The organism is Streptomyces sp. NPDC058240 (assembly GCF_042882135.1).
In the GTDB taxonomy this organism is placed as follows: Bacteria; Actinomycetota; Actinomycetes; order Streptomycetales; family Streptomycetaceae; genus Streptomyces.
The window spans coordinates 143,924-170,589 of sequence record NZ_JBHVWT010000009.1 but is presented as its reverse complement, the minus strand read 5'-3'; the positions used below and the strand labels follow the sequence as shown (position 1 = coordinate 170,589).

Genomic DNA, 26,666 nt, shown 5'->3' with positions numbered 1-26,666 from the left:
CGCCCCGTCTTCTCCTCGCCTCTTCGTCCTCGTGCCCGTCTTCGGCGGCGTCAGTAGACGAGGGCCTGGACGCCGTCGACCATGATCTCGCTGACGAAGACCTGCGCACCGGCGATCCGTACGCCCTCCAGGACGTCCTGCTCGGTGATGTCACGGCGGGCCGCGCACTGCGTGCACAGGGTGATCCGGCCACCCGCCTGGATCGACTCGATCAGATCCGGCAGCGGCGCGGCATGCGGCAGTTCGAACTCGGCGGCGCGTCCCGGCAGCGCGAACCAGGAGGACTCCCCGGTCAGCCAGAGCGAGACCTCCACGCCACTGGCGACGGCGACCGCGGCCACCGTGAACGCCTGCGAGCAGCGCTCGGCGGAGTCGGCACCTGCGGTCACCTTGATCACGAGCTTCTTCGGCATACGCCGAACTGTAATCGTCGGGTGGGGCGGGCCCGGCCAAGCCCCGGACCGGCGGGCCGGGCCCCAACCCATTAGGCTGGGGCCCGGCCCCGTACTGCTGTCATAACGCTCGTTGCAAGGAGTTCCCGTGCTTGAGGCATTCTTCTCCGCCCTGTTGGTCCTGGTCTGCGTCGGCGTTCTCGCCTTCGCCGGCGTGACCGTGAAGAAGCTCTACCAGGGTCAGCGCTGACCACTCCGCGCACGCCCCGCCTCCACTTGCGCGGGTGCCCCGTCACAGCAACGTGACACCTCGCACCCGATGTGTCACGTCCGCAGCCACCCCCACCTCACAGATCGTCTGAGCCGCTCATGATCGAGATCCCGTCCGACCTCCACCCGGACCTCGTCCCGCTGGCCTTCCTCCTCGGCAACTGGGCGGGTGTGGGTGTCTCCGACTTCCCCGGCGCCGAGCAGTGCAACTTCGGCCAGGAAGTCACCTTCAGCCACGACGGCCGCGACTTCCTGGAGTACGTCTCGCACAGCTGGGTGCTCGACGCCGAGGGCGAGAAGGTCAGGCCGCTGGAGTCCGAGTCCGGCTACTGGCGCATCGACAAGGACCGCAAGGTCGAGGTCGTCATGGCCCGTGACCAGGGCGTCATCGAGATCTGGTACGGCGAGCTGGCCGACAAGAAGCCGCAGATCGACCTGGTCACCGACGCGGTGGCCCGGACCGCGGCCTCCGGCCCGTACAGCGGTGGCAAGCGGCTGTACGGCTATGTGAAGAGCGACCTGATGTGGGTCGGCGAGAAGGCCACCCCCGAGGTGGAGCTGCGTCCGTACATGTCGGCGCACCTGAAGAAGGTCGTCACCCCGGAAGAGGTCGAGGCGATGGCGAAGAGCCTCGGCGACCTGCCGGACGACGGCATCGCCTTCTTCAAGTAGCCCACCGGCTCACGGGTTCCGCTCGCGCACAGCAGCGGACAGGTGCTCACCCGGTCCTACACTGGGCGTGTGGTGAGCACCGACTGGAAGACCGATCTCCGGCAGCGCGGCTATCGGCTGACGCCGCAGCGGCAGCTTGTCCTGGAAGCCGTCGACACGCTGGAACACGCGACGCCCGACGACATCCTCTCCGAGGTGCGCAGGACCGCGTCCGGCGTGAACATCTCCACCGTCTACCGGACCCTGGAGCTCCTGGAGGAGCTGGGGCTGGTCAGCCACGCCCATCTGGGACACGGGGCGCCCACGTACCACCTGGCCGACCGTCACCACCACATCCATCTGGTCTGCCGCGACTGCACGGACGTCATCGAGGCCGATGTCGATGTCGTCGCCGAGTTCACCGCGAAGCTGCAGAGCGGTTTCGGGTTCGAGACGGACATGAAGCACTTCGCGATCTTCGGCCGCTGTGCCGGGTGCACGGCGAAGGCGGCGTCCGAGGGCGCCGACGGGACGTCCGCCGAAGCGGCCGGTCCCAAGCCGTAGGGCGCGCAGGAGCCGGCCGGCGGCTCCCGGACCGCGTTGTTCATACCGCGTCGTACGCTGGTCGCATGAAGAGCCCCCTGCTGTCCCTGCCCGGCGCCGTCCCCGCCGAAGGCCGCGACGAAGGCGTCGCCGCGCACTACGGCGACCTGTTCCGCGAGCAGCGCACCCTCGCCGACGGCTCCGGCCTCGTCGACCTCTCGCACCGCGCCGTCGTCACCGTCACCGGCAGCGACCGGCTGGCCTGGCTGCACCTCCTGCTCACCCAACACGTCAGCGAACTCGCCCCGGGCCAGGCCACCGAGGCCCTGATCCTCACCGCCAACGGGCACATCGAGCACGCCCTCTACCTCGTCGACGACGGCGAGACCGTGTGGATGCACGCCGAGCCGGGCACCCAGGGCGACCTCGTCGCCTACCTGGAGTCCATGAAGTTCTTCTACCGGGTCGAAGTCGCCGACCGCACCGAGGACTTCGCCGTGGTGTATCTGCCGGCCGGCTCCATCGCGGAGGTCCCGGACGGCGTGACGGTACGGGAGACGGCGTACGGCCGGGACCTGTTCCTGCCCCGCGCCGACCTGGAGGAGTACGCGGCGGCGCACGGCCCGGTGGCCGGCATCCTGGCGTACGAGGCGCTGCGCGTGGAGGCGCACCGCCCGCGCCTCGGCTTCGAGACGGACCACCGCACCATCCCGCACGAGCTGGGCTGGATCGGCACCGCCGTACACCTCCAGAAGGGCTGCTACCGCGGCCAGGAGACGGTGGCCCGGGTGCAGAACCTGGGCAAGCCGCCGCGCCGGCTGGTCTTCCTGCACCTCGACGGCAGCGAGGTCCTGCTGCCCGGACACGGCACGCCGGTACGGCTCGCCGCGGACGGTGCCGAAGGGCGCCAGCTGGGCTTCATCACCACGTCCGCCCGCCACCACGAGCTGGGGCCGATCGCGCTGGCCCTGGTCAAGCGGAACGTCGCGGTGGACGCCGAACTGCTCGCGGGGGAAACGGCCGCGGCCCAGGAGACGGTCGTCGAGCCGTAGGCCGTCCCGCGCGGTGACCGGGCCGGTTCTTTCAGACCTCGACGACGACGGTGAACGGGCCGTGGTTCGTGAGCGAGACGCGCATGTCCGCTCCGAACCGGCCCGTCTCCACCTGCGCGCCCAGCGCCCGCAGCTGCGCCACCACCTCGTCGACCAGAGGCTCGGCGACCTCGCCGGGCGCCGCGGCGTTCCAGGTGGGCCTGCGGCCCTTCCGGGCGTCCCCGTAGAGAGTGAACTGCGAAATCACCAGAAGCGGTGCATTCACATCGGAGCAGGACTTCTCGCCCTCCAGGACGCGGAGCGACCAGAGCTTGCGGGCGAGCTGCGCCGCCTTCTCCGGGGTGTCCCCGTGGGTGACTCCCACCAGCACACACAGCCCTTCGCCGACGATTTCGCCGACCACCTCGGGCCCGCCCGACCCGTCCGCGCCGTCGGCCACCGTGACGCTCGCGCCGTCCACCCGCTGTATCACTGCACGCATACAGACCAACCTATCTTGGGCTGAACGGGTACAGAGCATCCACACAGGCCCACTGGAGTGGCACCATGCTCGGAAGGCGGTGTGCCGACGCACCGGTCGAGGGGATGGACACAAGCATGAGTACCTATGGAACCGGGCAGTCCCCCGGCGCCGTACCGGTCACGCGTACCGGCGCCAGCACGAGCACCAGCACCAGCACCATGCGCCCACCCGTGCAGCGAACCGGTCACGGTCTGGAGGAAGGCCTGTCCGCCGGGCCGCAGCCCGAGCTGGGCGCCCTGCGGCTGCCCGAGCTGCGCACACTGCGCCGCGATGCGCAGCGCGACGAGGCCGACCTCAGCTATGTGCGCCGGCTCGTCCAGGGCCGGATCGACATCCTGCGGGCCGAACTGGCCCGGCGGCTGGATCCGGAGGCACCGGTGGTGGACCGGCTCTCGGAGATCCTCGCCGACGCCCCGTCCCTGCACCGCTCCTCCGCCCGGCACGTCACGCTCACCACGCCGCGCAGCGACGAGTACCGCAGGCTGGCCGCCGAGACGCTCGCCGAGGTCGAACTCTCCGACCTCGACGCCCGTACGGACGAGGAGCTGCACACCGCGATGGGGCGCCTGGTCCGCTACGAACAGCAGGTGTCCCGACGCCGTCACCAGCTGCAACGCACCACGGACGATTGCAGCGCGGAGATCGCCCGCAGGTACCGTGACGGTGAAGCACAAGTAGACGACCTGCTCGCCTGAAGCGACCCTTCCGGGGGCGGGTTCCGCCCGTCCCCGGAAGGCCACCATGACCTCCAGCGCCGCCCCCGCTGCCCCATCCGCCATATCCCCCGCTCTCCCCGTCCTGGCCGAGGTCGTACGGTCCGGCTTCGTGGAGGGCCGTCACCGGGGCTCGCTGGTCGTCCTGGCCGCCGACGGCAGCGTGGAGCGGTCCCTGGGCGACCCGACGGCGCCGGTCTTCCCGCGTTCCTCCAACAAGCCGATGCAGGCCGCGGCCGTGCTGCGGGCCGGGCTCGATCTGTCCGGGGAGCGGCTGGCACTGGCCGCCGCGAGCCACTCCGGCGAGGGCTTCCACCTCGAACTCGTCCGCACGATGCTCGCCGAGCACGGACTGACGCCCGGCGATCTGCAGACCCCGCCCGATCTGCCGCTGGACCCGGCGGAGGCGGAGGCGTATCTCGCCGCGGGCCACGTCCGGGAACGGATCACCATGAACTGCTCCGGCAAGCACGCGGCGATGCTCGCGGTGTGCGCGGTGAACGGCTGGGACCAGGAGTCCTACCTCGACCCGTCGCACCCGCTCCAGCAGCTGGTCCACCAGGTCGTCGAGGAGGCGGCCGGCGAGCCGGTCACGGCGGTGGGTACGGACGGGTGCGGGGCGCCGCTGATGGCGATCAGCCTGGTGGGCCTGGCGCGGGCCTTCCGTTCCTTCGTGCTGGCGGAGCCCGGGACGGCGGAGCGCCGGGTCGGGGACGCGATGCGGGCCCACCCCGAGTACGTGGCCGGAACCCGTCGCCCCGACACCTGGCTGATGCGGGAGGTGCCGGGCACGCTCTCCAAGATGGGCGCCGAGGCGGTGCAGGCGGTGGCGCTGGCGGACGGCCGGGCGCTGGCCTTCAAGATCGACGACGGTGCGACGCGGGCGCTCGGGCCGGTACTGGCCCGTTCGCTGCGCCTGCTCGGCATCGACGCCCCGGTGGTCTCCCGGATCGGACACGCGCCGCTGCTGGGCGGTGGCGGGGAGGTCGGCGAGATCCGGGCGGCTTTCTGACCAGCCCGTTCCGCGGCGGCGGAAAACCGGGCGACATCCGGTGGGCCGTGTGCCTAGCGTGGTCCGTATGGCTCTTGACGTCCGTACGATCACCGCCGCCGAGTTCCCCGACTGGCTGCGCGCCAAGCACACCGGTTTCCTGCAAGCGCCGACGGGGACGGAACAGGAGGCGGAGCGGCGCCTTCCGCACACCGATCTCGCCCGCACGCAGGGCGCGTTCGACGGCGGGCGGTGCGTGGCCACGTTCCGTTCCTTCGCGCAGGAGCTCACGGTCGTCGGCGGTGCGGCGGTGCCGGCCGACGCGATCTCCAATGTCACGGTGTCGCCCACGCACCGCCGCCGCGGGCTGCTCAGCCGGATGATGGCCACGGACCTCGCGGCGGCGAGGGAGCGCGGTGACGTGGTCGCCACGCTGATCGCCGCCGAGTACCCGATCTACGGGCGGTACGGCTTCGGCCCGGCGGCCTGGACCACCGAGTGGGAGATCGACGTACCGAGGGCGGGGCTCGACCCGCGCTGGTCGGGCCCGTCCGCGCAGGACGGCGGCCGGATCGACCTGGTGAGCGGCGCGGACGTACGCAAGCTGGGCCCGGTACTCCACGACCGGCTGCGCGCCCGGCAGCACGGTGTGATCAACCGCGACGCGCGCTGGTGGGAAGTGAACACCGGCGAGGTCCAGCCCGGCCCCGAGACCTGGACGGAGCCCTTCTACGCGGTCTACAGCAACGCGGCCGGCGAGGCCGACGGCCTGATCGCCTACCGCGCCGACGACAACTGGAACGACGCCAAGCAGCCGCTGAACCGGGCCACGGTGCTCGGGCAGATCGCCGTCACCCCGGCCGCCGAGCGCGCGCTGTGGCACTTCGTCTGCTCGATCGACTGGATCACCACGGTCCGCTCCGGCCACCGCGCCCCCGACGACCTGCTGCCCCTCCTCCTCCCGGACCCGCGCGCGGCCCGCGTCGTGACCCAGGCGGACTGGCTGTGGGTGCGCGTCCTGGACGTCGTACGTGCCCTGGAGGCCCGTACCTACGCGGTACCCGGCACGCTCACCCTCGACATCCACGACGCCACGGGCCTGACCAGCGGCCGCTACCGCCTCGAAGCCTCCGCCTCCGGCGCCATCTGCACCCCCACCACGGCCGACGCCGATCTCGCCCTGGACATACGGGAGTTGGGCACTCTCTACCTGGGCGACGAGTCCCCCGCCCGCCTGGCGGCCCTGGGGCGCGTCGAGGAACTCACCCCGGGCGCGGTGGCGGTGGCGGAAGGGATGCTCCGGGCGGGGCGGCGGGCCTGGTGCCCGGACGTGTTCTGAGAACCGGTTCACGTCGAACCCCCGCATCGCCACCGCTCCTTGACCGGCCTCCCCGTGTGCGTAGTACACGAAATTGTGTACGCGGTACGCATATCTAGGATGGGATCAAGGGAAGGTGGGGGTCCAGGTGACTGAAGAGAAGGACTCGTCGGGTGGTACGGGCCTGCCGGCCAGTATCGAGGCCGCCTGGGGGTTGCGGGCGCGGCCGGTCAAGGGGCCGAAGCCGGGGCTGAGTCTGGCGCGCATCGTGGACGCCGCGGTGGCGGTGGCGGCGGCCGAGGGGCTCGGTGGGGTGTCGATGGGGCGGGTCGCCAAGGACCTGGGGGCCTCGACGATGTCGCTCTACCGGTACGTCTCCGCCAAGAGCGAGCTGTACGTCCTGATGCAGGAGGCGGCGCTGGGCCCGCCGCCCCCGCTGCCCGCACTGGAGAGCGGGGCCGGCTGGCGGGAGGCGCTCACGCAGTGGGCGTGGGCGCAGCGCCGGGTGTTCCACCGCAATCTGTGGATGCTCCGCATCCCCGTCTCGGGCCCGCCCGCCAGTCCGAACTCCGCCGCCTGGTGGGAGCAGGGCCTCCAGGCCCTCGAAGGCGCCGGCCTGGACGCGGGCGAGGAGGTCTCCGTGATCCTCCTCGTCAGCGGGTTCGTACGGAACGAGGCGCTGCTGATGGGGGATCTCGCGGCCGCCGTGGAAGCGCGCGGCATCCCGGCGCAGGAGGTGACGGACGGATACACCCGCACCCTGAACCGGCTCGTCGACCCGGTACGCCATCCGTCGCTCTCCCGGCTCCTGGAGTCCGAGGTGCTGGGGGCGCCGCGCGAGCCCGACGACGAATTCAGGTTCGGGCTGGAACGGGTGCTGGACGGGATCGAGGTCCTGGTGGAGGCGCGGGCGCGGTCCCGGGCCTGAGAGCCTGTCGGGCCCCGCGGCCCGTCGGGGCCGATGTCAACGTGGCTTGTCCCGGTCACCACCTCACACATGCGGATTGTGTCGCTCCAGTTGTCGGTTCCCGGCTGGTCGGGGGCGCGTACGACCCCTCCCGGAGGTCAAGTCCGGTTGAAGTCGGGGGCGTACGCTTCATGCTCATGGACGGAGAGAAGCCCGGGAACGAGCAGATGAGTCTGCGGGAGCGGAAGAAGCGGCTGACCTATCAGGCGGTCTCCGAAGCCGCGATCGCGATGTTCCTGGAGCGGGGCTTCGACAAGGTCTCGGTGGCGGAGGTGGCGGCCGCGGCCGACATCTCGAAGCCGACACTGTTCCGGTACTTCCCGGCCAAGGAGGACCTGGTCCTGCACCGGTTCGCCGACCACGAGGACGAGGCGGCCCGCGTGGTCGCCACCCGTGCGGACACCGAATCCCCCCTGGACGCCCTGCGCCGCAACTTCCTGGACGGCCTGGAGCGGGGCGACCCGGTCACCGGGCTCTGCGATGTGCCGCAGGTGCTGGCGTACCAGCGCCTCCTGTACGGGACGCCGTCCCTGGTGGCCCGCCTGTACGCCTATCAGAGCCGTTCGGAGGCGGCACTGGCCCGTGCGCTGGGCGACCGGGTGCGGGACAGGCTGGCCGCGGGCCAGATCATCGCCGTACTGCGCATCCTGGCCCTGGAGAACTGGCGACGGATCGACGCGGGGGAGAGCGCGGAACAGGTCTACGCGGACGCGGTCGAGTCGGCCGAACTCGCCTTCGTGCAGTTGCGGACGGGGCTCGGGGAACAGCGGTAGCAACGGGTCCCGGCGGGGCGCTCAGGCCCGGACGTCGTCGGCGTGCAGCACCGCTTCGGCGATCTCCCGTACCCGGTCCAGGGTGATGCCGGTGCGCTGTTCCACGGCGAGCGGGTGGTCGGTGGGCTCCAGCTCGATGCGGGGGCGCCGGCCGATCGGGCGGGTGTGGGCGTTGGTCTTGAGGTTGGTCGTGCGGGGCGAGTACAGCCCCAGCTCGGTGCTCAGCCAGCCGAAGTACGGCTGCTCGGACTCGCGGCCGGGGGTCTCCCACACATCGAGGGCGCGGGCGAAGTTCTCCCGGCTGAGCGAGACCCAGACCCCCCAGGAGAACGGCTCCTCGCTCCCGAACACGGGTATCTCGATCAGACCCTTGATGAAGTAGTGCTCGTGCCTGACGATGCACTGGTCGGTGGAGAGCATGCTGTCGGGGTCGCTCTCCAGGCTCGCGTCCCAGACATCGGGTGCCATGGTCGAGTACCCCATCGGGAGTTCCGCGTGGTGTTCGCCGCAGCAGGAGCAGGTGTAGCCGGGGTCGATAGCCATGGGCGGATCCTAAAGGCTGTCCCGTGATCCCCGGCGGGCGTACGGAGCCGCCGTGGGCCTACACGGAGCCGCCGAGCACGTCCTCGCGTACGGCGGCCCACTCCAGGGAATGGCGGATGCCCTCCGTCAGCGAGTACCGAGGCCGCCATCCCAGCAGCCGCTCCGCCCGGTCGCTCCGGGTGTACGCCCCCGCGGCATCGCCCGGCCGGGCTCCGGCGTCCACGGACGGCACCGGGGTGTCGATCACCTCGTTGAAGGCGTCGAGGAGTTCGCGCACGGTGGTGCCCGTTCCGGTGCCCAGGTTGATGACGGTGGAGCCGGCCGTCGGCAGGACGGTGTCGAAGGCGCCGAGCGCGGCCACATGCGCGGCGGCCAGGTCCCAGACATGGACGTAGTCCCGGATGCCGGAACCGTCGCGGGTCGGGTAGTCGGTCCCGGTGACCTGGAACGGAACACCCTCCTCCTGTGCCTGGATCATCTTGCCCAGGGCATGGCTCGGGCGCCGCAGCTGCAATCCCGTGCGCATCTTCGGGTCCGCGCCGATCGGGTTGAAGTAGCGCAGGGACAGCACCCGGAGCGGCTGGGAGGCGGCGATGTCGGCGAACATCGCCTCGCACACCGCCTTGGTGCGTGCGTACGGGCTCTGCGGCTCGATGGGCGAGTCCTCGTCGACCGTCAGATCGGCACCGGCGGCGTAGATGGAGGCGGACGAGCTGAAGATCATGCGGGTGCAGCCGTTGCGCAGCAGATGGCCGGCGAACTCCAGGCTCCTGGCCACGTTCGCCCGGTAGTACCCGACCGGGTCGGCGACCGATTCCGGGACCACGATCAGTGCCGCGCAGTGGACGACGGCGTCGATGTCCGGGTGCTCGGCGAAGACGCGGTCGATCAGGGGGCCGTCCGCGATGTCGCCCTCGTGGAAGGCCCGCCCCTGTGCGAACTCCCGGCGGCCCGTGACCAGGTTGTCGAGAACGACGGGAGTGATCCCGGCGTCCGAGCAGGCGGATGCGATCGTGCTGCCGATGTACCCCGCGCCTCCGGCGATCAGGACCTTCATGCCGTGCCTGCCTCTCTGAGATCGTGCGTCGATCGTAGGCCGGGGCGGTGCTCCGGGAATCACGTCGACCGGGTCCGCGTGCGGAACCAGCCTCGACCTCCATGAGCATCCTGCGGGCCGTCCAGGTCTCTCGTCCAGGACGGGCCGGATCGTGCCGGGGTGCGGGTGCCCGGCACGATCCGAACGACAGGGCCTAGCCGCGACGCCCGAGCAGCGCCATGTCGTCCTCGTCGAGGGCCAGCCGCCCGGCGGCCATGTTCTCCTCGAGGTGGGCGAGCGAAGCGGTGCCGGGGATCTGCACGATCGAGGGCGAGCGGGCCAGGCCCCACGCGATGGCCACCTGGTACGCCGTCGCGCCGTGCCGCTCGCTCACCTTCCGGAGGTTCTCGCCGGCGAGTTCGGTGCGGCCGCCGCCGAGCGCGAAGAACGGCATGTACGCGATACCGGCGTCCGCGCACTCGTCGACGAGCGCGGCGTCGGCCTGGTCGAGCACGCCGAACCGGTTCTGGACGGCGGCGACCGGCGCGATCGACCGGGCCTCCGCGAGCTGCCCGCTCGTCACATTGCTGATGCCGAGCTGCTGGATCAGCCCTTCCTCGCGCAGTGCGGCCAGTACGGCGAACCGTTCGCCGATCGGATCGGCGACGTCCGAGCCCAGCCGCCCCACCCGCAGATGCACCAGGTCGAGAGTGTCGACCCCCAGGGACTCCAGATTCCGCTCCACCTCCCCTCGCAGCTGGTCGGGGCGGGCCTCGGCGTACATCTCACCGGTCTCGTCCCGCAGCGGGCCGACCTTGGTGGCGATGGTGACGTCCGGGGGATACGGGAACAGCGCCTCGCGCAGCAGGTCGTTGGCCCGGTGGGTGGGGGAGAAGTAGAAGGCGGCGGTGTCGATGTACCGCGCCCCGAGCTCGACGGCGCGCCGCGTCACGGCCACGGCGTTCGCCGTGTCACCGGCCGGCCCGCTCCACCGCCCCGGCAACTGCATCGCGCCGAAGCCGAGCCGCGGGATGGTGACGGCGCCGCCCAGTTCGAAGACGCCGGGGCCGGAGGTGTTGGTGGTGCTGGTGGTGGGCGTGGGACCGGAGTCGGGCGTCGGGTCGATCTGTGAGGAGGTCATGGGGGCAGCATCGCGCCCGGAGTACCGGATCGTCACATTCATTCATTCCGGCATTCATTCCGGCCTCGGCTACCGTGGGCCGATGGCCCTCGAACCGCCCCCCGGAACCAGAGTCTTCCCGCCTCACCCCATCCGGGACGTGCAGGCCACGTACGCGCGCCAGGCCGGCTGCCCCTCCGACTTCGCGCAGGTCGTCGCGGACTTCGAGCCCTGGGAGGAAGGGGTCGAGTTCGAGGTCGCCGACAGCGCGTCGGTCAAGGGCCGGCCGGCCGAGGAGATCGCCTCGTTCCACGAGGGCTTCATCGAGGGGGTGCGCGAGGAGCTGGCCGCTCTCGCCGACCGGGAGCCCGCAACGGCCGTCGCGGTGGCGGTCGTTCTGCGGCGCATCAAGGTGCACGAGGTCGACTCCCACCGCGGGGCGTTCCGGGCGGCCGGACGCGTTGCCGTGCGCAACGCCCTGGTGCGGGCGTACGGGCCGCCGCCCCGGCCCAAACGCCGTCACCGGTCAGCCGAGCGGTGAGGCGTGGCCCGGTCTGCATCCGGAGGGGACGCTGTTGCCGCTGATGTCGAAGTCTCCGCAGGTGAGGAAGACATCGTTGAATTGGCCGAGCAGGAAGGCCAGTGTGCCGACGAGCGCGACGACACCGATGACCGTCCTCCGCTGGTGGACGGAGAGTTCCGACTCCCCGAACAGCAGGAGCTGGAGGAGCACCCAGGTCAACAGCGGGGTGCCGATGACGCTGATGATGCCGCCGATCAGGAAGAACGCCTCGTCCTGCCAGTTGCCGCTGCGCGGCACGACGGCGGCGAGGACGAGCCATGCGCTGGGCAGCGCCAGACAGGCCCAGTACATCCAGCCGTGGCGCGGCCCGCGCTCGCGCATCAGGAAGCCGGCCAGCAGCACGGCTGTCGACACCGCCCAGAGCGTGAGCATCTGGTAGTAGAAGATGACGTTGTAGGCGCCGAGCGTGAACGCGGGCTCCCAGACCGCCAGCGCTCCGCCACCCGCGATCACGGCGGTCCTCGGCACCACCGAGGCACCGCCGCGCGCGAGTTCGTGTCCGCGCCCGCGGCCACGCCCCCGCGCCACGGGTCCCGCGGCCGCGTTCTCTCCTCGGCCTGCGGATCGGGCGTCGCCGCCATCCATGCCGTCATCCACACCGCCATCCACGTCGTCATCCATGGGAATCCGTCTCCGGCGTGGGGATATTTCCGCATACGTTACCCAGGGTCGCGCCTCTGCCGGGCGTGGTCGGGCCGTCGGCGCACTCGCTGGTGCCGGGACGGGGCAAAGCCTGCCCGGACGGGCGTGTGGCCGGCCGTTGTCCGTCATGGCCGTCACCGTCACGGACGGGGAAGATCGTTGCCATCGACGTACTGGCCGGCCCGGAACGCCCGAAGCGGCTCGACCTGACGCCGCTCGACCGTTGACGGACGCGGCGCGGCGTTCCCTCAGCGGCGGCTCAGGAGCTCGGTGATCCGGAGGAATCCGTCGGCGCCGTGACCGTGGCCGATGGCCTGTCGGGCCAGGCCCTCGGCCGCGCGCATCACGGCGGCGTCGATGCCGTGGGCCTCGGAGGCGTGGACGATATGGGCCATGGAGGACGCGGCGGAGGTGAGCGGGTTGCCGTCACCGGGGAACCTTCCGTCGTCCGCGTCCGCCGCGGTCTCCTCGAAGATCGGCGGGAGGATGGCGCCGATGCCCTTGGCGAACGGGGCCAGCTGCCGCGCGGTGATCCCTTCCGCCCGCGCGACCGCCAGGGCATGGACATAGCCCGCCATCGCGGTCCAGAAGATGTCGAGCAGCGCGATGTCGTACGCCGCGGCCCGGCCGATCTCCTCGCCGAGGTGGGTATGGGTGCCGCCCAGTGCGTCCAGTACCGGCCGGTGCTCGCGGTAGAGCTCCTGCGGGCCGCTGTGGATGAGGACCGCGGCCGGTGTTCCGATGGTCGTGGTCGGCGTCATGATCGCACCGTCCAGATAGCCGATGCCGTGCTCCGCCGCCCACGCCGCGACGTCCCGGGCGCGGGCCGGGGTGTCGGCGGTCAGATTGATCACCGTACGGCCCTTGAGGGCGTCGGCGACCGCGTCGCGCCGCAGAACGGCGTTCACGGCGTCGTAGTTCACCACGCAGACCACGGTCAGCCGGCTCGCGGCGACCGCCTCCTCGGCCGACCGGGCGCCGACGGCGCCGCGCTCGATGAGCTCCCGGTCCCGGTCCGGTGTCCGGTTCCAGACCGTGGTCCGCAGGCCGGCATCGAGGAACGCGCCTGCCAAGGTCCGGCCCATCGGACCCAGGCCGAGTACGGTGACGGCGGACTGCTCGGTGTGTGAGGACATGGTTCAACTCCCGTACAGGTATGGGTGATCAGTGAAAGAAGGAGGGGCGGAAATGGTGCGCAGTCGTGCCCAGGACCCGAATGTGTGCGGGGTGACCGCCGCGATCGCTGTGATCGACGGAAAGTGGAAAACGGCTCTGCTCTGGCTGCTGGAATCCGGCCCGCACCGTCCGGGCGAGCTGCGTCGGCAGGTGCCGGGTCTCAGCGAGAAGGTGCTGACTCAGGCGCTCCGTGAGATGGAGGTCGACGGACTGGTGCACCGGGAGGTGTACGACGAGCTCCCGCTGAAGACCGAGTACTCCCTGACCGCGTTCGGCCGGGACCTGTCCGAGGCGTTGGCGCCCCTCTCCGACTGGGGCCACCGGCGTCTGGAGAAACTCACCGAGGGCCGGTTGTCCTCCTGACTCATCGCCTCGCCACCCCCGCGTCCCGCCCGGATCAGGCAGCCCTCCGGCCGCCCCTCACCAGGTTCGCCCCGTTGCCGGACGCCGCCAAGTACCCACAAAAAAGTGGCTACTGAGGGTGGTGCGGGATCGCGGTGCCAAGAAGACGGTGCCGACAAGGAGGTCGACGACTACCTGCTCGACCGCACCCTGCCCGTGACCGGCACCGCGTGCGAGCGCGACCGGGGGAGCGTGCTGTCTCCGGTCGCCACGGTGACCTCCGTGGACGACGAGGCACTGCGTGGCTTGATGGTGGTACGAGTCGCTGACGACCTGTCCGGAGGAGATGGCGGACGGTCTGGAGGCGCCGTCGTCGATGGATGGCGAGAGGCCGGGGCTGCTGGACCTTCGCGCCCTGGTGCGGAGGCCGCCGTCGGACCCCGAGCGGGGCCTTGTGGGAGTCCTGCACCGGGACCTGGCGGAGCGTTGCAGGGCCTGTTGAACGGAGTCGGCCGGCGCGGACAGGCCTACGGTCGGTGCCCCGCCCGACCGTAGGCAGCGTGATCGTTCACCCGCGGATCCGGTGCAGCTCGAAGTGCGTACCGCTCGCTCCTACTGCTGGAGCTCCACGACATCGGCGACCACGCAGCTGACGTTGTCGGGGCCGCCGGAGCCGTTGGCGAGGGCGATGAGTTCGCGGACGGCCTGCTCGGGCTCCCTGATCTCGGAGAGCACCCGTCGGATTTCCTCTGTCCGCACGACGGCCGACAGGCCGTCGGAGCAGATCAGGTACCGGTCCTCCTGCCGGGCGTCGTGGAGGCGCATGTCGTGGGTGTCATCGGCTCCTTGGCCCAGGGCTCGTATCAGCAGAGCCCGCTGGGGGTGGGAGGCGGCTTCCTCCGGGGTGAGACGTCCTTCGTCGACCATCGACTGCACCATGGTGTGGTCGTGGGTGATCTGGAACAGCTCTCCGTCGCGCAGGAGGTGGATGCGGGAGTCGCCGATGTGGACGAGGGCCAGCTGTGAGCCGGTCCAGAGCATCGCGGTGAGTGTGGTGCCGGCCTCTTCGGGCGAGCCGGGTCCGGCGACGCCGTTGACGGCCTGTTTGGCCTGCTCGACGGCGTCCTCGATGGCGTTGAGGAGATCCCCGGCCGGAATGCTGTCGGTTTCGAGGCGCTTGAGCGCGTCGATGGCGGCCGCGCCGGCCGGGGCTCCTGCGCTGCCGTAGCCGTCGGCGACGGCGAGCAGACGGGACCCGGCGTAGGCGGTGTCCTGGTTGCTCTCGCGGACGAGGCCCGTGTCGGAGAGGGCGGCGTAACGGATTCCCAGGGGCTTGGTGGTCGGAGACATGGTGGGGTCCTTCCAGGACAGATGGTCGATGAGGAAGGAAGCGAGGTCCCGCCGCGCGGCGGTGTCGGCCTCGACCTGGGCCCAGAACGCCCGGATCTCCTGGGCGGCCGCGGCCGACTCCAGCGTGCAGACGTGCTGGATGCGGGCCAGGGGCATCCCCAGGCGCCGGAGCCAGGCGACCAGCCGGGCCCGGTCCAGTTGTTCCGGTGCGTAGAGGCGGTAGCCGCTCACCGGGTCGACGCGAGCGGGGGTCAGCAGTCCCAGCTCGTCGTAGAGACGCAGCGCCTTCGGCGACAGGCGGGACGCCTTCGCGAACGTCCCGATGGTCAGCAGCCCCATGCTCGCTCCTCCTCATGCCGAGCACATCGCCCGGCCCATCGATGCTGTGGCTTTCCCCAAGGTGAAGGTCAACCATCGGGGCGCCGACTGTTCTTCCGCCCGTGGTGGCCGATGAGGATGGACCGCTGGGAGACGGGTGGACGAGTCACTCTGCACGACAGCGCGATCAAGGGCCCAAGGGCTCAAGGGCTCAAGGGCTCAAGGGCTCAAGGGCTCAAGGGGCCGAGGGGCCGAGGGGCCGAGGACGGGTTCTCGCCGGCGGAGGGGCCGGGATGCCATAGGAATTCCCTATAGCACGTGCTGACATTTCGTCTTTGCCTCTCGTTCCTTTCCGTACGTACCGTGAAACAGCTCGACGAGGTGCTCACCGCGATTTCTTGGAAGATTCGCGCTCTGCGCACGTCGATCATTCTTCCGTCGAGCGGATGATTACGCGATCGAGGGGACCGGTGGCATGACCACATTCGAGAACGGATCGGGAACGCGGGAACTCACGGGAAAACGGGCCCTGGTCACGGGTGGTTCTCGTGGAATCGGAGCGGCCGTCGTGCGCCAGCTCCTGGACGCGGGCGCCGAGGTGCTCACGACCGCCAGGTCGGCGACGAGCACGGTGCCGGAGGGGGCCACCTTCGTGGCGGCCGACGTGCGGACACGGGCAGGAGCGGAGGCGCTCGCCGCGGCCGCGCAGGAGGTGCTCGGCGGGGTGGATGTCCTGGTCCACAACGCGGGTGGGGCGCGACCGCACGAGGGCGCGTCGGCCATCCCCGACGAGGAGTGGCAGGACGCGCTGGACCTGAACTTCCTGGCGTCGGTGCGGCTGGACTCGCTGCTGGTGCCGGGGATGCGGGAACGGCGTTCGGGGATGATCGTGCACGTCTCCTCGGCCGCGGTCCTGACCCCGGTAGGACCGTTCCTGCACTACACGGCGGCGAAGGCGGCGCTGGAGAACTACAGCCGGGGGCTGGCCTCGGAGCTGGCTCCGTTCGGAATCCGGGTCAACACCGTGACTCCCGGCAGGGTCGCCACCCCCGGCGGCGAAGCAACGCGGGAGCAGTGGGCGCGCCTGGACCTGGCACACGGCCGGAACGACATCACCGTGCCGCTGGGGCGCGACGGGCAGCCCGACGACATCGCCCACGCGGTGCTGTTTCTCGTGTCCGACCGGGCGAGCCGACTGACCGGGAGCAATCTCGTCGTGGACGGCGGCGAATTCCCCAGGGTTTGACGCCTGACGCCGACGTAATTCCCGAATGCCGGTCCGGTTTCGACAAAAAGAATTCAGCGGTGCCCGACTCCTCACCAGTCCGGTCGGCGTGCGGGCGAACAGTTCCACGCCGAGCTCCCGCTCCAGGCCGCGGATCTGCTGGGACACCGACGGCTGAGCGACGTGCAGCAGCTCCGCCGCCGCCGTCACCGAGCCCTCCTCGGCAACGGCCAGGGCGTACTCGAACTGACGAAGGCTCATCGGCTCCCGTTCCCTCCCCTGTGGTGGACCGCGGTCCCCCCGTGGCAATCGTCGTCATAGCGAGCGCTCTGTTCCGCCGACAGGGATTCCCGCGGACACGGCCAGGGTCGATCCGCTCTTGAACGTGTGCACCACGAGGCCATGCGAGTGGTGTGGCGCACTTTTGCAAGCGTCTGCTTGCAAAAGTTAGCAACGGTGGCGCACCATCGGGGTATGGCATCACTCAACGTCGGCAATCTCGGTGAGTACCTGCGCGAGCAGCGGCGCAACGCGCAGCTGTCGCTGCGGCAGCTCGCCGATGCCGCCGGGGTGTCCAATCCCTACCTCAGCCAGATCGAGCGCGGGCTGCGCAAGCCGAGCGCCGAGGTGTTGCAGCAGGTCGCCAAGGCGCTGCGGATCTCCGCCGAGACCCTTTACGTACGGGCCGGGATTCTGGACGAGCGGGAGCGGGAGGAGCTGGAGACGCGGGCGGTGATTCTGGCCGATCCGTCCATAAACGAGCGGCAGAAGAGTGTCCTGCTGCAGATCTACGACTCCTTCCGCAGGGAGAACGGGTTCGAGCCCGGACCGGAATCCGGCGTCGCGGCCGGATCGGAGACCGGCGACGAATCAGGGCCGGACGCCGGTGCCGATGCCGATGCGGCCTCGAAGCCGGCAAGGCCTTCAACGCCGTCAACGCCGTCAACGCCAGAGAAACCCTCACACTGAGTCTGATGATCCGGGAGGACCACAGTCATGGCCATCACCGATGACCTGCGCAAGACCCTCACCGACCCGACCCCCCTCTACTTCGCCGCCGGTACGGCCGACCTCGCCGTCGAGCAGGCGCGCAAGGTCCCGGCGCTGATCGAGCAGCTGCGTACCGAGGCGCCGGAGCGTATCGAGGCCGTGCGCAACGCCGACCCCAAGGCCGTGCAGGAGAAGGTGACCTCGCAGGCCAAGGAGGCGCAGGCCACCATGCAGGCCAAGGTCACCGAGGTGATCGGATCGTTCGACAGCGACCTGCGGAAGCTGGGCGAGAACGCGCAGGACCTGGCGCTGCGCAGCCTGGGCGTGGCCGCGGAGTACGCGGTGCGGGCCCGGGAGACGTACGAGAAGGTCGCCGAGCGCGGCGAGCAGACCGTGAAGAACTGGCGTGGCGAGACGGCCGACGAGATCGTCGAGATCGCCGTCGTCGTCGAGCCGCGCAAGGAGTCCAAGCCGGCGGGCACCGCGAGGACCGGGACGGCCGCCAAGCCCGGCCCGGCGAAGTCCGCACCCGCGCCGAAGCCCGCGCCGAAGGCCGCCAAGCCGGAGAGCAAGGCCCCGGCCGCGCCCGCCAGGAAGGCGCCCGTGCGCAAGCCGGTCGCGAAGAAGACCACTCCGCCGACCGCCAAGTAGGACCCCGGCGCCGCAGCACCCTCGCCGGTGCTGTGGCGCCGCAGTGTGTAGCGGGGCGTGGGCCGGGCACCTTCAGGGGTGCCCGGTCCGTTGTCCCGGTACCTTGGCCGCGAGGCGCTCATCCACTTATTAGGCGGTGCACACACCATGTTGCTCACAGGATTCAGCACACTCGTCTGGCTGCTCTACATGGTCATGCTCGTGCTGGCCGTGGTCGCACTGATCATGGCCGCGATGGCCCGTGAGGACGCCTACCGGGCCGCGGACAAGCAGAAGAAGTCCTTCTGGCTGCTCATCCTCGGCATCACCGTCGCCGTGAACCTCTTCGTGCCGATGCTGTTCCTGCAGCTCGCGGGGGCGGTCGCCTCCATCGTCTTCCTGGTGGACGTGCGACCCGCCCTTCAGGCGGTTTCGGGTGGCGGCCGCGGCCGGCGCGGCGGCTCCAGCAGCGACGGTCCGTACGGGCCCTACAACGGCGGGCGCTGAGCGTTCGCGGGGTTCGCCGCGCTCACGGAGGCCGTGGGTGATGCCGATCCGGGGCGGGGGCGCGGGATGCTCCGGCCCCGGTCGCCGTCGGGGATCCGGCGGCGGACGTGTTCCTGGTCGCGGTCGAGCAGGAGGACCGCGACGTCGTCGGTCAGTTCGCCGCCGTTCAACTCCCGCACCTGGGTGACCGCGGCCTCCAGGAGATCCTCGCCGGTGAGCCCCTCCGCCAGTTGCCGGTTGATCATCGAGACCATGCCGTCCTGGCCCAGCCGCTGAGTGCCGGCCGGGCCCACGCGTCCCTCGATCAGCCCGTCCGTGTACATCATCAGGCTCCAGGAACCGCCGAGATCCACCTGTCGGCGCGGCCAGCGTGCGCGCGGCAGCAGGCCCAGGGCCGGTCCGCCGTCCTCGTACGGGAGAAGGTGCGCGGGCTGGCCGGGCCGGGCGACCAGCGGGGCGGGGTGGCCCGCCAGGCAGAGTCCGGCGCGTCGGCAGTCGGGGGCGATGTCCACGGTGCAGAGCGTCGCGAAGATCTCCTCGCTCTCCCGCTCGTGCTCCAGTACCTGCTGGAGGGTGGAGAGCAGTTCGTCGCCGCAGAGCCCGGCCAGGGTCAACGCCCGCCAGGCTATGCGCAGTTCCACGCCGAGCGCCGCCTCGTCGGGGCCGTGCCCGCAGACGTCGCCGATCATCGCGTGGACGGTGCCGTCGGGCGTGCGGACCGTGTCGTAGAAGTCCCCGCCGAGCAGCGCGCGGCTGCGGCCGGGGCGGTAGCGGGCCGCGAAACGCAGATCGGAGCCGTCGAGCAGCGGTGTGGGGAGCAGGCCGCGTTCGAGGCGGGCGTTCTCCTGGGCGCGCAGCGTGGACTCGGTGAGCCGGCGCTGGGCGATGTCGGCGCGCTTGCGTTCGACGGCGTACCGGATGGCGCGGCTGAGCAGCCGGCCGTCGAGTTCGTCGCGGAAGAGGTAGTCCTGGGCGCCGACCCGTACCGCCGCGGCGGCCAGCTCGGTGTCGTCCTCCGCCGTGAGGGCGAGGACCGCGTGGCGCGGGGCGATCCGCAGGACGTGCTTGAGGGCGGCGAGCTCGTCGGCTCCCGCCCCGTCCTCGGCCACGGAGGCGCGGGTCTCGCTGCCGGTGGGCAGGGCGAGGTCCAGCAGGATGCAGTCGACGTCGTCCGTGAGGAGCCGGCCCGCCTCGGTCAGGTTGCGGGCGGTGCGGATACGCACCCTCGTGCCGGCCGCGGCCGGGAGCTCGGGGACGGTGAAGGTGCCCGCCGGGTCGTCCTCGATCACCAGGAGGGTGAGGTCGGCGCCGTGGGAGGCCTCCGCAGCGGCGTCGGCACCTTGCGGGGGTACGGGTACGGGCATCGGTTCGGGTTTCCTTCCCTCCCCCCGAGGGCGCGGCGGGACGACGATCGACGACCCGCCAGACGGGGACGATAGCGGTCCGCGGTGGGGGAACGGAATGGCGTTCCGGGATCGGCCTCCGGCATATGCGCAGCCATAAGCCGCGTCAGGTCACGGATCCGGCGAGATGGGCCGGGGTGGGGGCGGGTGTCCGGGCATGACAAAGGTCACGCGGGGTGGTGGGCGGCGGGTGGCGCGGGTCACGCACGTGGGGCGGGCGGGGTGCCGTGGGGTGTCCGGCAAGGTGTCCGGGGGCGTCCGGGGAACGCCTTGTCCTCAACCGTCGGACGGGTTCGATCTGCCGGACGAGCCCGCCAGGACGAGCTCAGTCATCGGACAGGCCCGCCCGGACGGGCCCAGTCATCGGACAGGCCCGCCCGGACGGGCCCAGTCACCGGACGAGCCCGCCCTGCCGGCCGCGGCCCGGTCTGCCGGGGCGGCGGTTACTTGTCCGGGCGTACGACGCCGAGTATCTGCATCGAGCCCGCGCCCGCCAGCGTGACGTTGCGGCCGGGGCGAGGGGCGTGCACGATCGCGCCGTCGCCTATGTACATGCCCACGTGACTGGCGTCACCGAAGTAGATGATCAGGTCGCCGGGGCGCATGTCCTTGATGGCGATGTGCGGCAGCAGCCGCCACTGTTCCTGCGAGGTGCGGGGGATCGGGCGGCCCGCCGCCGCCCAGGCCTGGGACGTGAGCCCCGAGCAGTCGTACGAACTCGGGCCCTCGTCCCCCCAGCCGTACGGCTTGCCGATCTGCGCGGTCGCGAAGGCCACCGCCTCCTTGCCGCTCGCGCTCGCCTTGCGGTTGATGTCCTTCAGAGCGCCGGAGCTGAGCCAGGCCGTCTGCTGCTTGTACTCGGCCTCCTGCTCCAGCTTGAGCAGGCGGGCCCGCTCCTCCTTCTTCAGCCGCGACTCCAGCTTCTTCGCGGCGTCGATCTGCGCGTTGATCTTCTTCTTGGCCTTGGCCTGCTTGATCCGGTTGGCTTCGAGCTTCTTCCAGTTGGTGCTCGCGTCCTGGGTGTACGTCTCCAGGTCCTGCTGGGTCCTGGTCAGTTCGCCGAGCACGCCCTGGGCGGCCTGCTGGCCCTCCCTGACGCGGTTCACCCCGTCCAGGAACAGCTGCGGGTCGTCGCTGAGCATGAACTGGGCGCCGGGCGGCAGCCCGCCGGTGCGGTACTGCTCGCGGGCCTGGGCGCCCGCCTGGCTCTTGAGCTCGGCGATCTTCGACTGGCCCACGACTATGGCGCGGGCCAGCTTCACGATCTCGCCGGACTGCTTCTTGGCCTTCTCCTCGGCGAGGTTGTACGCGTCGGTGGCCGTCCCGGCCTTGCGGTAGAGGGCGTCGATCTCCTTGCGCACCTCTTCGAGGCTCTTCTTCGGTGCCTCGGCCCCGGAGGCGGCCCGCCCGTCGGAGGGGGATGGGGGCGCGGGCGTGGCGAAGGCCTGGACCGGCGTGATGAGTACGGACAGCGCGCAGACCAGAGTGATCGCGGCTGAGGCACAGTGACGTCGGTTCACGAGATTCCCCTCCGAATGAATCTGATTTACCGTCAGTAACTTTTCGCCGATGTCGAGATCGTGCCATGCCGTACCGAAAAGCAACAGAGGCGCACGCCTGTTGTCCTGACGGGCGCACGGATCGACGGCCGAAGCCCCGGAGGGCGCCCCCTTCGACTCCCCCTGGCTCTCCCCGACTTCCCCTGCTCCCCTCTGTCTGGACGAACGATGCCCCGTTCCCGTTCCCGTCCGCCTCCCCGGACACCGCCTCACGGGTCCTGTTCAGCGCGAGTTGGGCTACGGGTTGGGCCGGAGGGCGGTCCATTTCACCGTGACTTCGCCCTGGCGCCACCGCCGTACCCCGTCGGCCAGCGGCCAGTCGCCCGACAGCGACCGCACCGCCGTGATCCAGCGCTGCCGGGCGCCCAGCGAGGCGTACGGGGCCGCCGCGGCCCACGCCCGGTCGAAGTCCCGGAGGAACGCGTGGACCGGTTCGCCCGGCACATTGCGGTGGATCAGCGCCTTGGGCAGGCGTTCCGCGAGGTCGGACGGGCGGTCCAGGGAGGCGAGCCGGGTCGCGAAGGTGACCGTGCGCGGGCCTTCCGGGCCGAGCGCCACCCATACGTGCCGGCGCCCGATCTCGTCGCAGGTGCCCTCCACCAGGAGCCCGCCCGGCGCGAGGCGGGCGCACAGCCGCCGCCAGACCGCGGCGACCTCGCCCTCGTCGTACTGGCGCAGCACATTCGCCGCCCGGATGAGGGCGGGGCGCTCGGGGAGCGGGATCTCGAACCCGCCGTGCAGGAAGGTCAGGCCCTCGCGCTCGTACGGCTTCGCCGCCGCGACCCGCTCCGGGTCGATCTCGATGCCGACCACGGACGTGCGCGGCTCGGCGGTGCGCAGCCGGTGCAGCAGCTCGACGGCGGTCCAGGGCGCGGCGCCGTACCCGAGGTCGACGGCGACGGGGTGGTCGGCGCGGCGCAGGGCCGGGCCGTGGGTGGCGGCGATCCAGCGGTCCATGCGGCGGAGCCGGTTCGGGTTGGTGGTCCCGCGGGTCGCGGTGCCGATGGGGCGCATGACAGCGAGCGTAACGATCTCGCGGCGGGCGTCAGGCGGCGCGGGTGCCCGGTCCGGTGGGCGGGTGCCCGCCCGCCCGGAGTGCGGGACCCGCACTGCAATGATTTGGTAAAGCGGAAATGAAAGGAGGTATTCCGCTGTTGCAGCCGTTCGCAGGGGCTCGGGTCCCTTCGGTGTCATGCCCTGGATGAGGAGGACCGGACGACGTGAATCAGTACGTCTCCCGGCTCGGCAGCAGCCGTGTCGCACCGCGCCTCAGGTTCCCCGCCGCGTTCCCCGGCGGCCACCGCAAGCCCCGCCGCATCGCGATGCTCTCCGTGCACACCTCGCCGCTGCACCAGCCGGGCACGGGCGACGCGGGCGGGATGAACGTCTACATCGTGGAGCTGGCGAGGCGCCTCGCCGCGATCAACATCGAGGTCGAGATCTTCACCCGGTCCACCACCGGCGGGCTCCCCCCGGTGGTCGAGCTGGCGCCCGGCGTCCTGGTCCGGCACGTCGACGCGGGGCCGTACGAGGGCCTGGCCAAGGAGGAGCTGCCCGCCCAGCTCTGCGCCTTCACGCACGGCGTGATGCAGGCGTGGGCCGGCCAGCGCCCCGGCTACTACGACCTCGTCCACTCCCACTACTGGCTCTCCGGCCATGTCGGCTGGCTCGCCGCCCAGCGCTGGGGCGTCCCGCTCGTCCACGCCATGCACACCATGGCGAAGGTCAAGAACGCGGCGCTCGCGGCGGGCGACACCCCCGAGCCGGCGGCCCGCGTCATCGGCGAGACCCAGATCGTCGACGCGGCGAACCGGCTGATCGCCAACACCGCCGAGGAGGCGGACGAGCTCGTCCGCTTCTACGAGGCCGATCCCGGGTCCGTCGCCGTGGTCCACCCCGGGGTCAACCTGGACCGCTTCAGCCCCGCCGACGGGCGGGCCGCGGCACGGGCGCGCCTCGGACTGCCGAAGGACGCCCTGATTCCGCTCTTCGCGGGCCGCATCCAGCCGCTCAAGGCCCCCGATGTGCTGTTGCGGGCGGTCGCCGTCCTGCTGGACCGTGATCCCACGCTGCGCTCCCGGATGGTCGTACCGGTCGTCGGCGGCCCGAGCGGCAGCGGGCTGGCCAAGCCGGAGGGGCTGCAGAAACTGGCGGCGCGGCTGGGCATCGCCGATGTCGTACGGTTCCAGCCGCCGGTCGGGCAGGAGCAGCTCGCCGACTGGTTCCGGGCCGCTTCCGTGCTGGTCATGCCCTCGCACAGCGAGTCCTTCGGCCTGGTCGCCATTGAGGCGCAGGCGGCGGGCACCCCCGTCGTCGCGGCGGCCGTGGGCGGTCTCCCGGTGGCGGTGCGGGACGGGGTCAGCGGCTTCCTGATACCCGGGCACGATCCGCAGGCGTACGCGCAGGCGCTGGCCCGGTTCGCCGACGCGCCGGAACTGGTCGCCCGGATGGGCGCGGCGGCCGCCGCGCACGCCCAGGGCTTCGGCTGGGACACCGCCGCGTCCGCGACCGCCGACGTGTACACGGCAGCGATGCAGGAACACCGCCGCCGCGTCGTACGCTCGCTCCATGCCTGACGTACGCTCGCACCATGGCTGACGTACCCGGCGGAGCGGCACCGACCGAAGCGGCGACGACGCGGGTCGCGCAGGTCATCGAGGCGACTCTGAAGGACGCCGGGCTGGAATGGGAGAGCCCCGGGCCGGGTGATTACGTGGTCAAACTGCCCGGCACGCGCAAGCTGTCCACCACCTGCTCGCTGCGCGTCGGCAAGCACTCGCTCTCCCTCAACGCCTTCGTCGTACGCCACCCGGACGAGAACGACGCCGCGGTCCACCGCTGGCTGCTGGAGCGCAACCTCCGCCTCTTCGGGGTGAGTTACGCGATCGACGGGCTCGGCGACATCTATCTGGTCGGCAAGCTGCCGCTCTCCGTGGTCACCCCGCAGGAGCTCGACCGGCTGCTCGGCACGGTCCTCGAAGCGGCCGACGGTTCCTTCAACACCCTGCTGGAACTGGGCTTCGCGAGCGCGATCCGCAAGGAGTACGAGTGGCGGGTGTCGCGCGGCGAATCCACCCGGAACCTGGACGCGTTCACGCATCTGACCCAGCGCCCGGCCGGATGACCCGTGGGCCGCGGCGCGGCCGACCGGTCGGACCAAGGTCCTGCCGACCGGCCCAACTGATGGAACCCGCCTGAAGATTCCCCGCTGCACGCCTCTTTCGTCGCGCAGCGGAGCCATGGCATGCTCGCCGCCGACGCAGATATGAACGTCGTTCACATGGATGAAAGGCGGCTCGGATTCATGGCGCTCGGATTCATGGCGGTCGAGGGGAACATCAGCAGGCGTGGGTTGCTGGCCGGTGCCGTGGCTGTCGCCGCGACGGCGGTCACCGGCACCACCGGCGGCGGCACGGCAGCCGCCGCGGAGGGCCGGGCGTCCGTCGGCGGATCGCGAGCAGCCACCCCGCTCTGGCGGGAGTTCGCCGCCGCCCCGTTCACCCATCCGCAGATCCCGTTCATCGGCCGGGCCGGCTACCGAAGCGGCTCCCGCCCGCCCCGCCGAACCGGCCGCGGCTTCGTCGCCGACGTCCGGCACTACGGCGCGAAGCCCGACGGCTCCACGGACGCCGCCCCCGCGATCAACCGTGCCATCGCCGACGCCGGAGAGCGCGGCGGCGGCACGGTGCTCATCCCCGAAGGCACGTACCGCATCGACGACATCATCCGGATCGGCCACAGCGACGTGGTGGTGCGCGGCGCGGGCAGCGGGCGCACCAAGCTGTACGCGACCAGGAACCTCACCGAGCTGATCGGGGCGTACGGCAGCCGGTACGGCGGCGACAAGTCCAGCTGGTCCTGGGCCGGCGGCCTCATCTGGCTCTGCCCGAAGGACCGTTGGGCCTCGCTCACCGACGCGATCAGAGCGAAGTCCTGGCCCTTCGAGGGCTGGACCGGCAACCGGCGCGACGAGTGGCGGACGCTGACCACCGTCGCCCCCGCCCGCCGCGGCGACCGCTCGATCACCGTCCGGGACACGACGGGGCTGAGGCGCGGCGGGCTCGTCCTGCTCCGTCTCGCCGACGACGCCGGCCACACGCTCCTGGAGCACATGGCGGGCGGCGGCCCCGGCCCCGAGGCGTACTACTGGGACGACAAGACCAAGCTGACCTCGTACGTCCCCTACGAGTGGCCGGTCCGCGTCACCTCCGTGCACGGCCACCGGGTCACGCTGGAGCGCCCGCTCCCGCTCGACGTCCGCCCCGAGTGGGATCCGCGGCTGACCACCCTCGTCACCCCGCTCACCGGCTCCGGCGTCGAGGGCCTCACGCTCGAAGCGGTCGAGACCCCGCAGTCGCCGCATCTGCTCGACAAGGGGTACAACGGGGTCGCCTTCCAGTGCGCGTACGACTGCTGGGCCGACGACATCACCGTCCGCCACGTCGACAACGGCTTCGGCCTGATCGCCGCCTCCGCCTGCACCCTGCGCCGTACGAAGGTCGCCGGTCGCGGCTCGCACCATCCGTACTACTGCCGCGAGGGCTCGCACGACAACCTGATCGAGGACTTCACGATAGAGCGGCGCACCGTGCCCGCGCCCGCCGGGACGCAACTGCACGGCATCAACGTCGAGGGCCTGTCCAGCCACAACGTGTGGTCGCGCGGCGTGATGGAGATGGGGACGTTCGACTCCCACCGGGGCATGCCGTTCGCCAATGTCCGCACCGACATCACGGTGAACAACAACGGGCGGCACGGCGGTGACGCGAGCGCGGGGCCGCTCTTCGGCGCCCGCTTCACGCACTGGAACATCCGGGTCACCAACGGCCGGGCGGGCCTGATGCGGATCGACGGACTCGCCCCGTACAGCGCGACGGTCGGCATCAGCGAGGTGACGGAGTTCGATCAGATCGATGTCCCCGACTTCACCGGCGATCTGCACACCCGGCTGGAGGCGTACGGCACACCGGAAGCGGTGTGGCCGCCCAATCTGCACGACGCCCAGAGGTCACGCGACAGGCTCTGAGGCCGGCGGGAGGCGGGCGCCGC

At 71.2% G+C, this 26,666-nt stretch carries 28 protein-coding genes and 1 pseudogene; 17 read left to right on the top strand and 12 right to left on the bottom strand.

The window, feature by feature from the left end:
- Positions 1-50: 50 nt before the first annotated feature.
- A complete protein-coding gene (locus ACFVX4_RS18290; RefSeq protein WP_389978005.1) occupies positions 51-413 on the bottom strand; it encodes a DsrE family protein in 363 nt (120 codons plus the stop codon).
- 348 nt (positions 414-761) lie between these two features.
- Here ACFVX4_RS18290 and ACFVX4_RS18285 point away from each other — a divergent pair, with 348 nt between their 5' ends.
- The 3 genes from ACFVX4_RS18285 to ACFVX4_RS18275 all read left to right on the top strand — a co-directional run bounded on the left by ACFVX4_RS18285 (position 762) and on the right by ACFVX4_RS18275 (position 2,908).
- On the top strand, positions 762-1,334 hold the full coding sequence (locus ACFVX4_RS18285; RefSeq protein WP_389978002.1) for an FABP family protein: 573 nt from the start codon (positions 762-764) through the stop codon (positions 1,332-1,334).
- Between the two features lie 69 nt (positions 1,335-1,403).
- Positions 1,404-1,877: a Fur family transcriptional regulator gene (locus ACFVX4_RS18280; RefSeq protein WP_389978000.1), complete on the top strand. Its 474-nt coding sequence runs from the start codon at positions 1,404-1,406 to the stop codon at positions 1,875-1,877.
- Positions 1,878-1,942: 65 nt separating this feature from the next.
- A complete protein-coding gene (locus ACFVX4_RS18275; RefSeq protein ID WP_389977997.1) occupies positions 1,943-2,908 on the top strand; it encodes a YgfZ/GcvT domain-containing protein in 966 nt (321 codons plus the stop codon).
- Positions 2,909-2,939: 31 nt separating this feature from the next.
- Here ACFVX4_RS18275 and dtd read toward each other — a convergent pair whose 3' ends face one another.
- Positions 2,940-3,389: a D-aminoacyl-tRNA deacylase gene (gene dtd / locus ACFVX4_RS18270; RefSeq protein WP_385335552.1), complete on the bottom strand. Its 450-nt coding sequence runs from the start codon at positions 3,387-3,389 to the stop codon at positions 2,940-2,942.
- 116 nt (positions 3,390-3,505) lie between these two features.
- On the opposite strand from dtd, the gene ACFVX4_RS18265 reads away from it, so the two are divergent.
- From ACFVX4_RS18265 to ACFVX4_RS18245, 5 genes are all read left to right on the top strand, one after another.
- Positions 3,506-4,126 (top strand): ABC transporter substrate-binding protein, encoded by a 621-nt coding sequence (locus ACFVX4_RS18265; RefSeq protein ID WP_389977994.1) that lies wholly within the window; start codon positions 3,506-3,508, stop codon positions 4,124-4,126.
- A gap of 46 nt (positions 4,127-4,172) precedes the next feature.
- Positions 4,173-5,156, top strand: a complete 984-nt coding sequence (locus tag ACFVX4_RS18260) for an asparaginase (RefSeq protein ID WP_389977991.1) — start codon at positions 4,173-4,175, stop codon at positions 5,154-5,156.
- Positions 5,157-5,223: 67 nt separating this feature from the next.
- Positions 5,224-6,474 carry a GNAT family N-acetyltransferase gene (locus ACFVX4_RS18255; RefSeq protein ID WP_389977988.1) on the top strand — a complete coding sequence of 417 codons (1,251 nt, stop codon included), beginning with the start codon at positions 5,224-5,226 and terminating at the stop codon, positions 6,472-6,474.
- 127 nt (positions 6,475-6,601) lie between these two features.
- Positions 6,602-7,381, top strand: a complete 780-nt coding sequence (locus ACFVX4_RS18250) for a TetR/AcrR family transcriptional regulator (protein WP_389977985.1) — start codon at positions 6,602-6,604, stop codon at positions 7,379-7,381.
- Positions 7,382-7,551: 170 nt separating this feature from the next.
- A complete protein-coding gene (locus ACFVX4_RS18245) occupies positions 7,552-8,193 on the top strand; it encodes a TetR family transcriptional regulator (protein WP_389977982.1) in 642 nt (213 codons plus the stop codon).
- 21 nt (positions 8,194-8,214) lie between these two features.
- Here ACFVX4_RS18245 and ACFVX4_RS18240 read toward each other — a convergent pair whose 3' ends face one another.
- The 3 genes from ACFVX4_RS18240 to ACFVX4_RS18230 form a co-directional block, all read right to left on the bottom strand.
- Positions 8,215-8,736 carry a DUF2199 domain-containing protein gene (locus ACFVX4_RS18240; protein WP_266416217.1) on the bottom strand — a complete coding sequence of 174 codons (522 nt, stop codon included), beginning with the start codon at positions 8,734-8,736 and terminating at the stop codon, positions 8,215-8,217.
- A 58-nt stretch (positions 8,737-8,794) separates the two neighbouring features.
- Complete coding sequence (gene galE / locus ACFVX4_RS18235) at positions 8,795-9,793, bottom strand: UDP-glucose 4-epimerase GalE (RefSeq protein WP_389977979.1); 999 nt, start codon at positions 9,791-9,793, stop codon at positions 8,795-8,797.
- A 193-nt stretch (positions 9,794-9,986) separates the two neighbouring features.
- The gene (locus tag ACFVX4_RS18230; protein WP_389977976.1) at positions 9,987-10,913 is read right to left on the bottom strand and encodes an oxidoreductase; all 927 of its coding nucleotides are present in this window, start codon (positions 10,911-10,913) and stop codon (positions 9,987-9,989) included.
- On the opposite strand from ACFVX4_RS18230, the gene ACFVX4_RS18225 reads away from it, so the two are divergent.
- Positions 10,912-11,433: a hypothetical protein gene (locus ACFVX4_RS18225; protein ID WP_389977974.1), complete on the top strand. Its 522-nt coding sequence runs from the start codon at positions 10,912-10,914 to the stop codon at positions 11,431-11,433. The two genes, ACFVX4_RS18230 and ACFVX4_RS18225, sit on opposite strands and share 2 nt — an antisense overlap.
- Here the strand turns inward: ACFVX4_RS18225 and ACFVX4_RS18220 are convergent.
- Together ACFVX4_RS18220 and ACFVX4_RS18215 are read right to left on the bottom strand one after the other, a co-directional pair.
- Positions 11,419-12,096 (bottom strand): hypothetical protein, encoded by a 678-nt coding sequence (locus ACFVX4_RS18220; protein WP_389977971.1) that lies wholly within the window; start codon positions 12,094-12,096, stop codon positions 11,419-11,421. The genes ACFVX4_RS18225 and ACFVX4_RS18220 overlap by 15 nt on opposite strands.
- A 269-nt stretch (positions 12,097-12,365) precedes the next feature.
- Positions 12,366-13,253 carry an NAD(P)-dependent oxidoreductase gene (locus ACFVX4_RS18215; RefSeq protein ID WP_389977968.1) on the bottom strand — a complete coding sequence of 296 codons (888 nt, stop codon included), beginning with the start codon at positions 13,251-13,253 and terminating at the stop codon, positions 12,366-12,368.
- Between the two features lie 52 nt (positions 13,254-13,305).
- Between ACFVX4_RS18215 and ACFVX4_RS18210 the strand changes: the two genes are divergently transcribed.
- A complete protein-coding gene (locus ACFVX4_RS18210) occupies positions 13,306-13,656 on the top strand; it encodes a winged helix-turn-helix transcriptional regulator (RefSeq protein WP_389977966.1) in 351 nt (116 codons plus the stop codon).
- 591 nt (positions 13,657-14,247) lie between these two features.
- On the opposite strand, the gene ACFVX4_RS18205 is transcribed toward ACFVX4_RS18210, so the two are convergent.
- Entirely contained in the window at positions 14,248-15,324 is a 1,077-nt protein-coding gene (locus ACFVX4_RS18205) for a MerR family transcriptional regulator (RefSeq protein ID WP_389977964.1), read from the bottom strand.
- 454 nt (positions 15,325-15,778) lie between these two features.
- Here ACFVX4_RS18205 and ACFVX4_RS18200 point away from each other — a divergent pair, with 454 nt between their 5' ends.
- Complete coding sequence (locus ACFVX4_RS18200) at positions 15,779-16,549, top strand: SDR family oxidoreductase (protein ID WP_389977961.1); 771 nt, start codon at positions 15,779-15,781, stop codon at positions 16,547-16,549.
- Positions 16,550-16,621: 72 nt separating this feature from the next.
- Here the strand turns inward: ACFVX4_RS18200 and ACFVX4_RS18195 are convergent.
- Positions 16,622-16,789, bottom strand: a pseudogene (locus ACFVX4_RS18195) (LysR family transcriptional regulator); the annotation flags it as partial.
- A gap of 213 nt (positions 16,790-17,002) precedes the next feature.
- On the opposite strand from ACFVX4_RS18195, the gene ACFVX4_RS18190 reads away from it, so the two are divergent.
- The 3 genes from ACFVX4_RS18190 to ACFVX4_RS18180 all read left to right on the top strand — a co-directional run bounded on the left by ACFVX4_RS18190 (position 17,003) and on the right by ACFVX4_RS18180 (position 18,655).
- A complete protein-coding gene (locus tag ACFVX4_RS18190; RefSeq protein WP_389977958.1) occupies positions 17,003-17,497 on the top strand; it encodes a helix-turn-helix domain-containing protein in 495 nt (164 codons plus the stop codon).
- Positions 17,498-17,524: 27 nt separating this feature from the next.
- Entirely contained in the window at positions 17,525-18,169 is a 645-nt protein-coding gene (locus ACFVX4_RS18185) for a hypothetical protein (RefSeq protein WP_389977955.1), read from the top strand.
- A 147-nt stretch (positions 18,170-18,316) separates the two neighbouring features.
- Positions 18,317-18,655, top strand: coding sequence for a DUF2516 family protein (locus tag ACFVX4_RS18180; RefSeq protein WP_385332349.1), 339 nt, complete (start codon positions 18,317-18,319; stop codon positions 18,653-18,655).
- Here ACFVX4_RS18180 and ACFVX4_RS18175 read toward each other — a convergent pair.
- From ACFVX4_RS18175 to ACFVX4_RS18165, 3 genes are all read right to left on the bottom strand, one after another.
- Positions 18,637-20,019 carry a PP2C family protein-serine/threonine phosphatase gene (locus ACFVX4_RS18175; protein WP_389977952.1) on the bottom strand — a complete coding sequence of 461 codons (1,383 nt, stop codon included), beginning with the start codon at positions 20,017-20,019 and terminating at the stop codon, positions 18,637-18,639. The genes ACFVX4_RS18180 and ACFVX4_RS18175 overlap by 19 nt on opposite strands.
- A 482-nt stretch (positions 20,020-20,501) precedes the next feature.
- Positions 20,502-21,578 carry a C40 family peptidase gene (locus tag ACFVX4_RS18170; RefSeq protein ID WP_389977949.1) on the bottom strand — a complete coding sequence of 359 codons (1,077 nt, stop codon included), beginning with the start codon at positions 21,576-21,578 and terminating at the stop codon, positions 20,502-20,504.
- A 276-nt stretch (positions 21,579-21,854) separates the two neighbouring features.
- Positions 21,855-22,631, bottom strand: a complete 777-nt coding sequence (locus ACFVX4_RS18165) for a class I SAM-dependent methyltransferase (RefSeq protein WP_389977946.1) — start codon at positions 22,629-22,631, stop codon at positions 21,855-21,857.
- 206 nt (positions 22,632-22,837) lie between these two features.
- On the opposite strand from ACFVX4_RS18165, the gene mshA reads away from it, so the two are divergent.
- The 3 genes from mshA to ACFVX4_RS18150 all read left to right on the top strand — a co-directional run bounded on the left by mshA (position 22,838) and on the right by ACFVX4_RS18150 (position 26,643).
- Complete coding sequence (gene mshA / locus ACFVX4_RS18160; protein ID WP_389977943.1) at positions 22,838-24,193, top strand: D-inositol-3-phosphate glycosyltransferase; 1,356 nt, start codon at positions 22,838-22,840, stop codon at positions 24,191-24,193.
- 14 nt (positions 24,194-24,207) lie between these two features.
- Positions 24,208-24,741: a YbjN domain-containing protein gene (locus ACFVX4_RS18155; RefSeq protein WP_266416177.1), complete on the top strand. Its 534-nt coding sequence runs from the start codon at positions 24,208-24,210 to the stop codon at positions 24,739-24,741.
- A gap of 156 nt (positions 24,742-24,897) precedes the next feature.
- Positions 24,898-26,643: a glycosyl hydrolase family 28-related protein gene (locus ACFVX4_RS18150; protein WP_389977935.1), complete on the top strand. Its 1,746-nt coding sequence runs from the start codon at positions 24,898-24,900 to the stop codon at positions 26,641-26,643.
- Positions 26,644-26,666 lie beyond the last annotated feature (23 nt).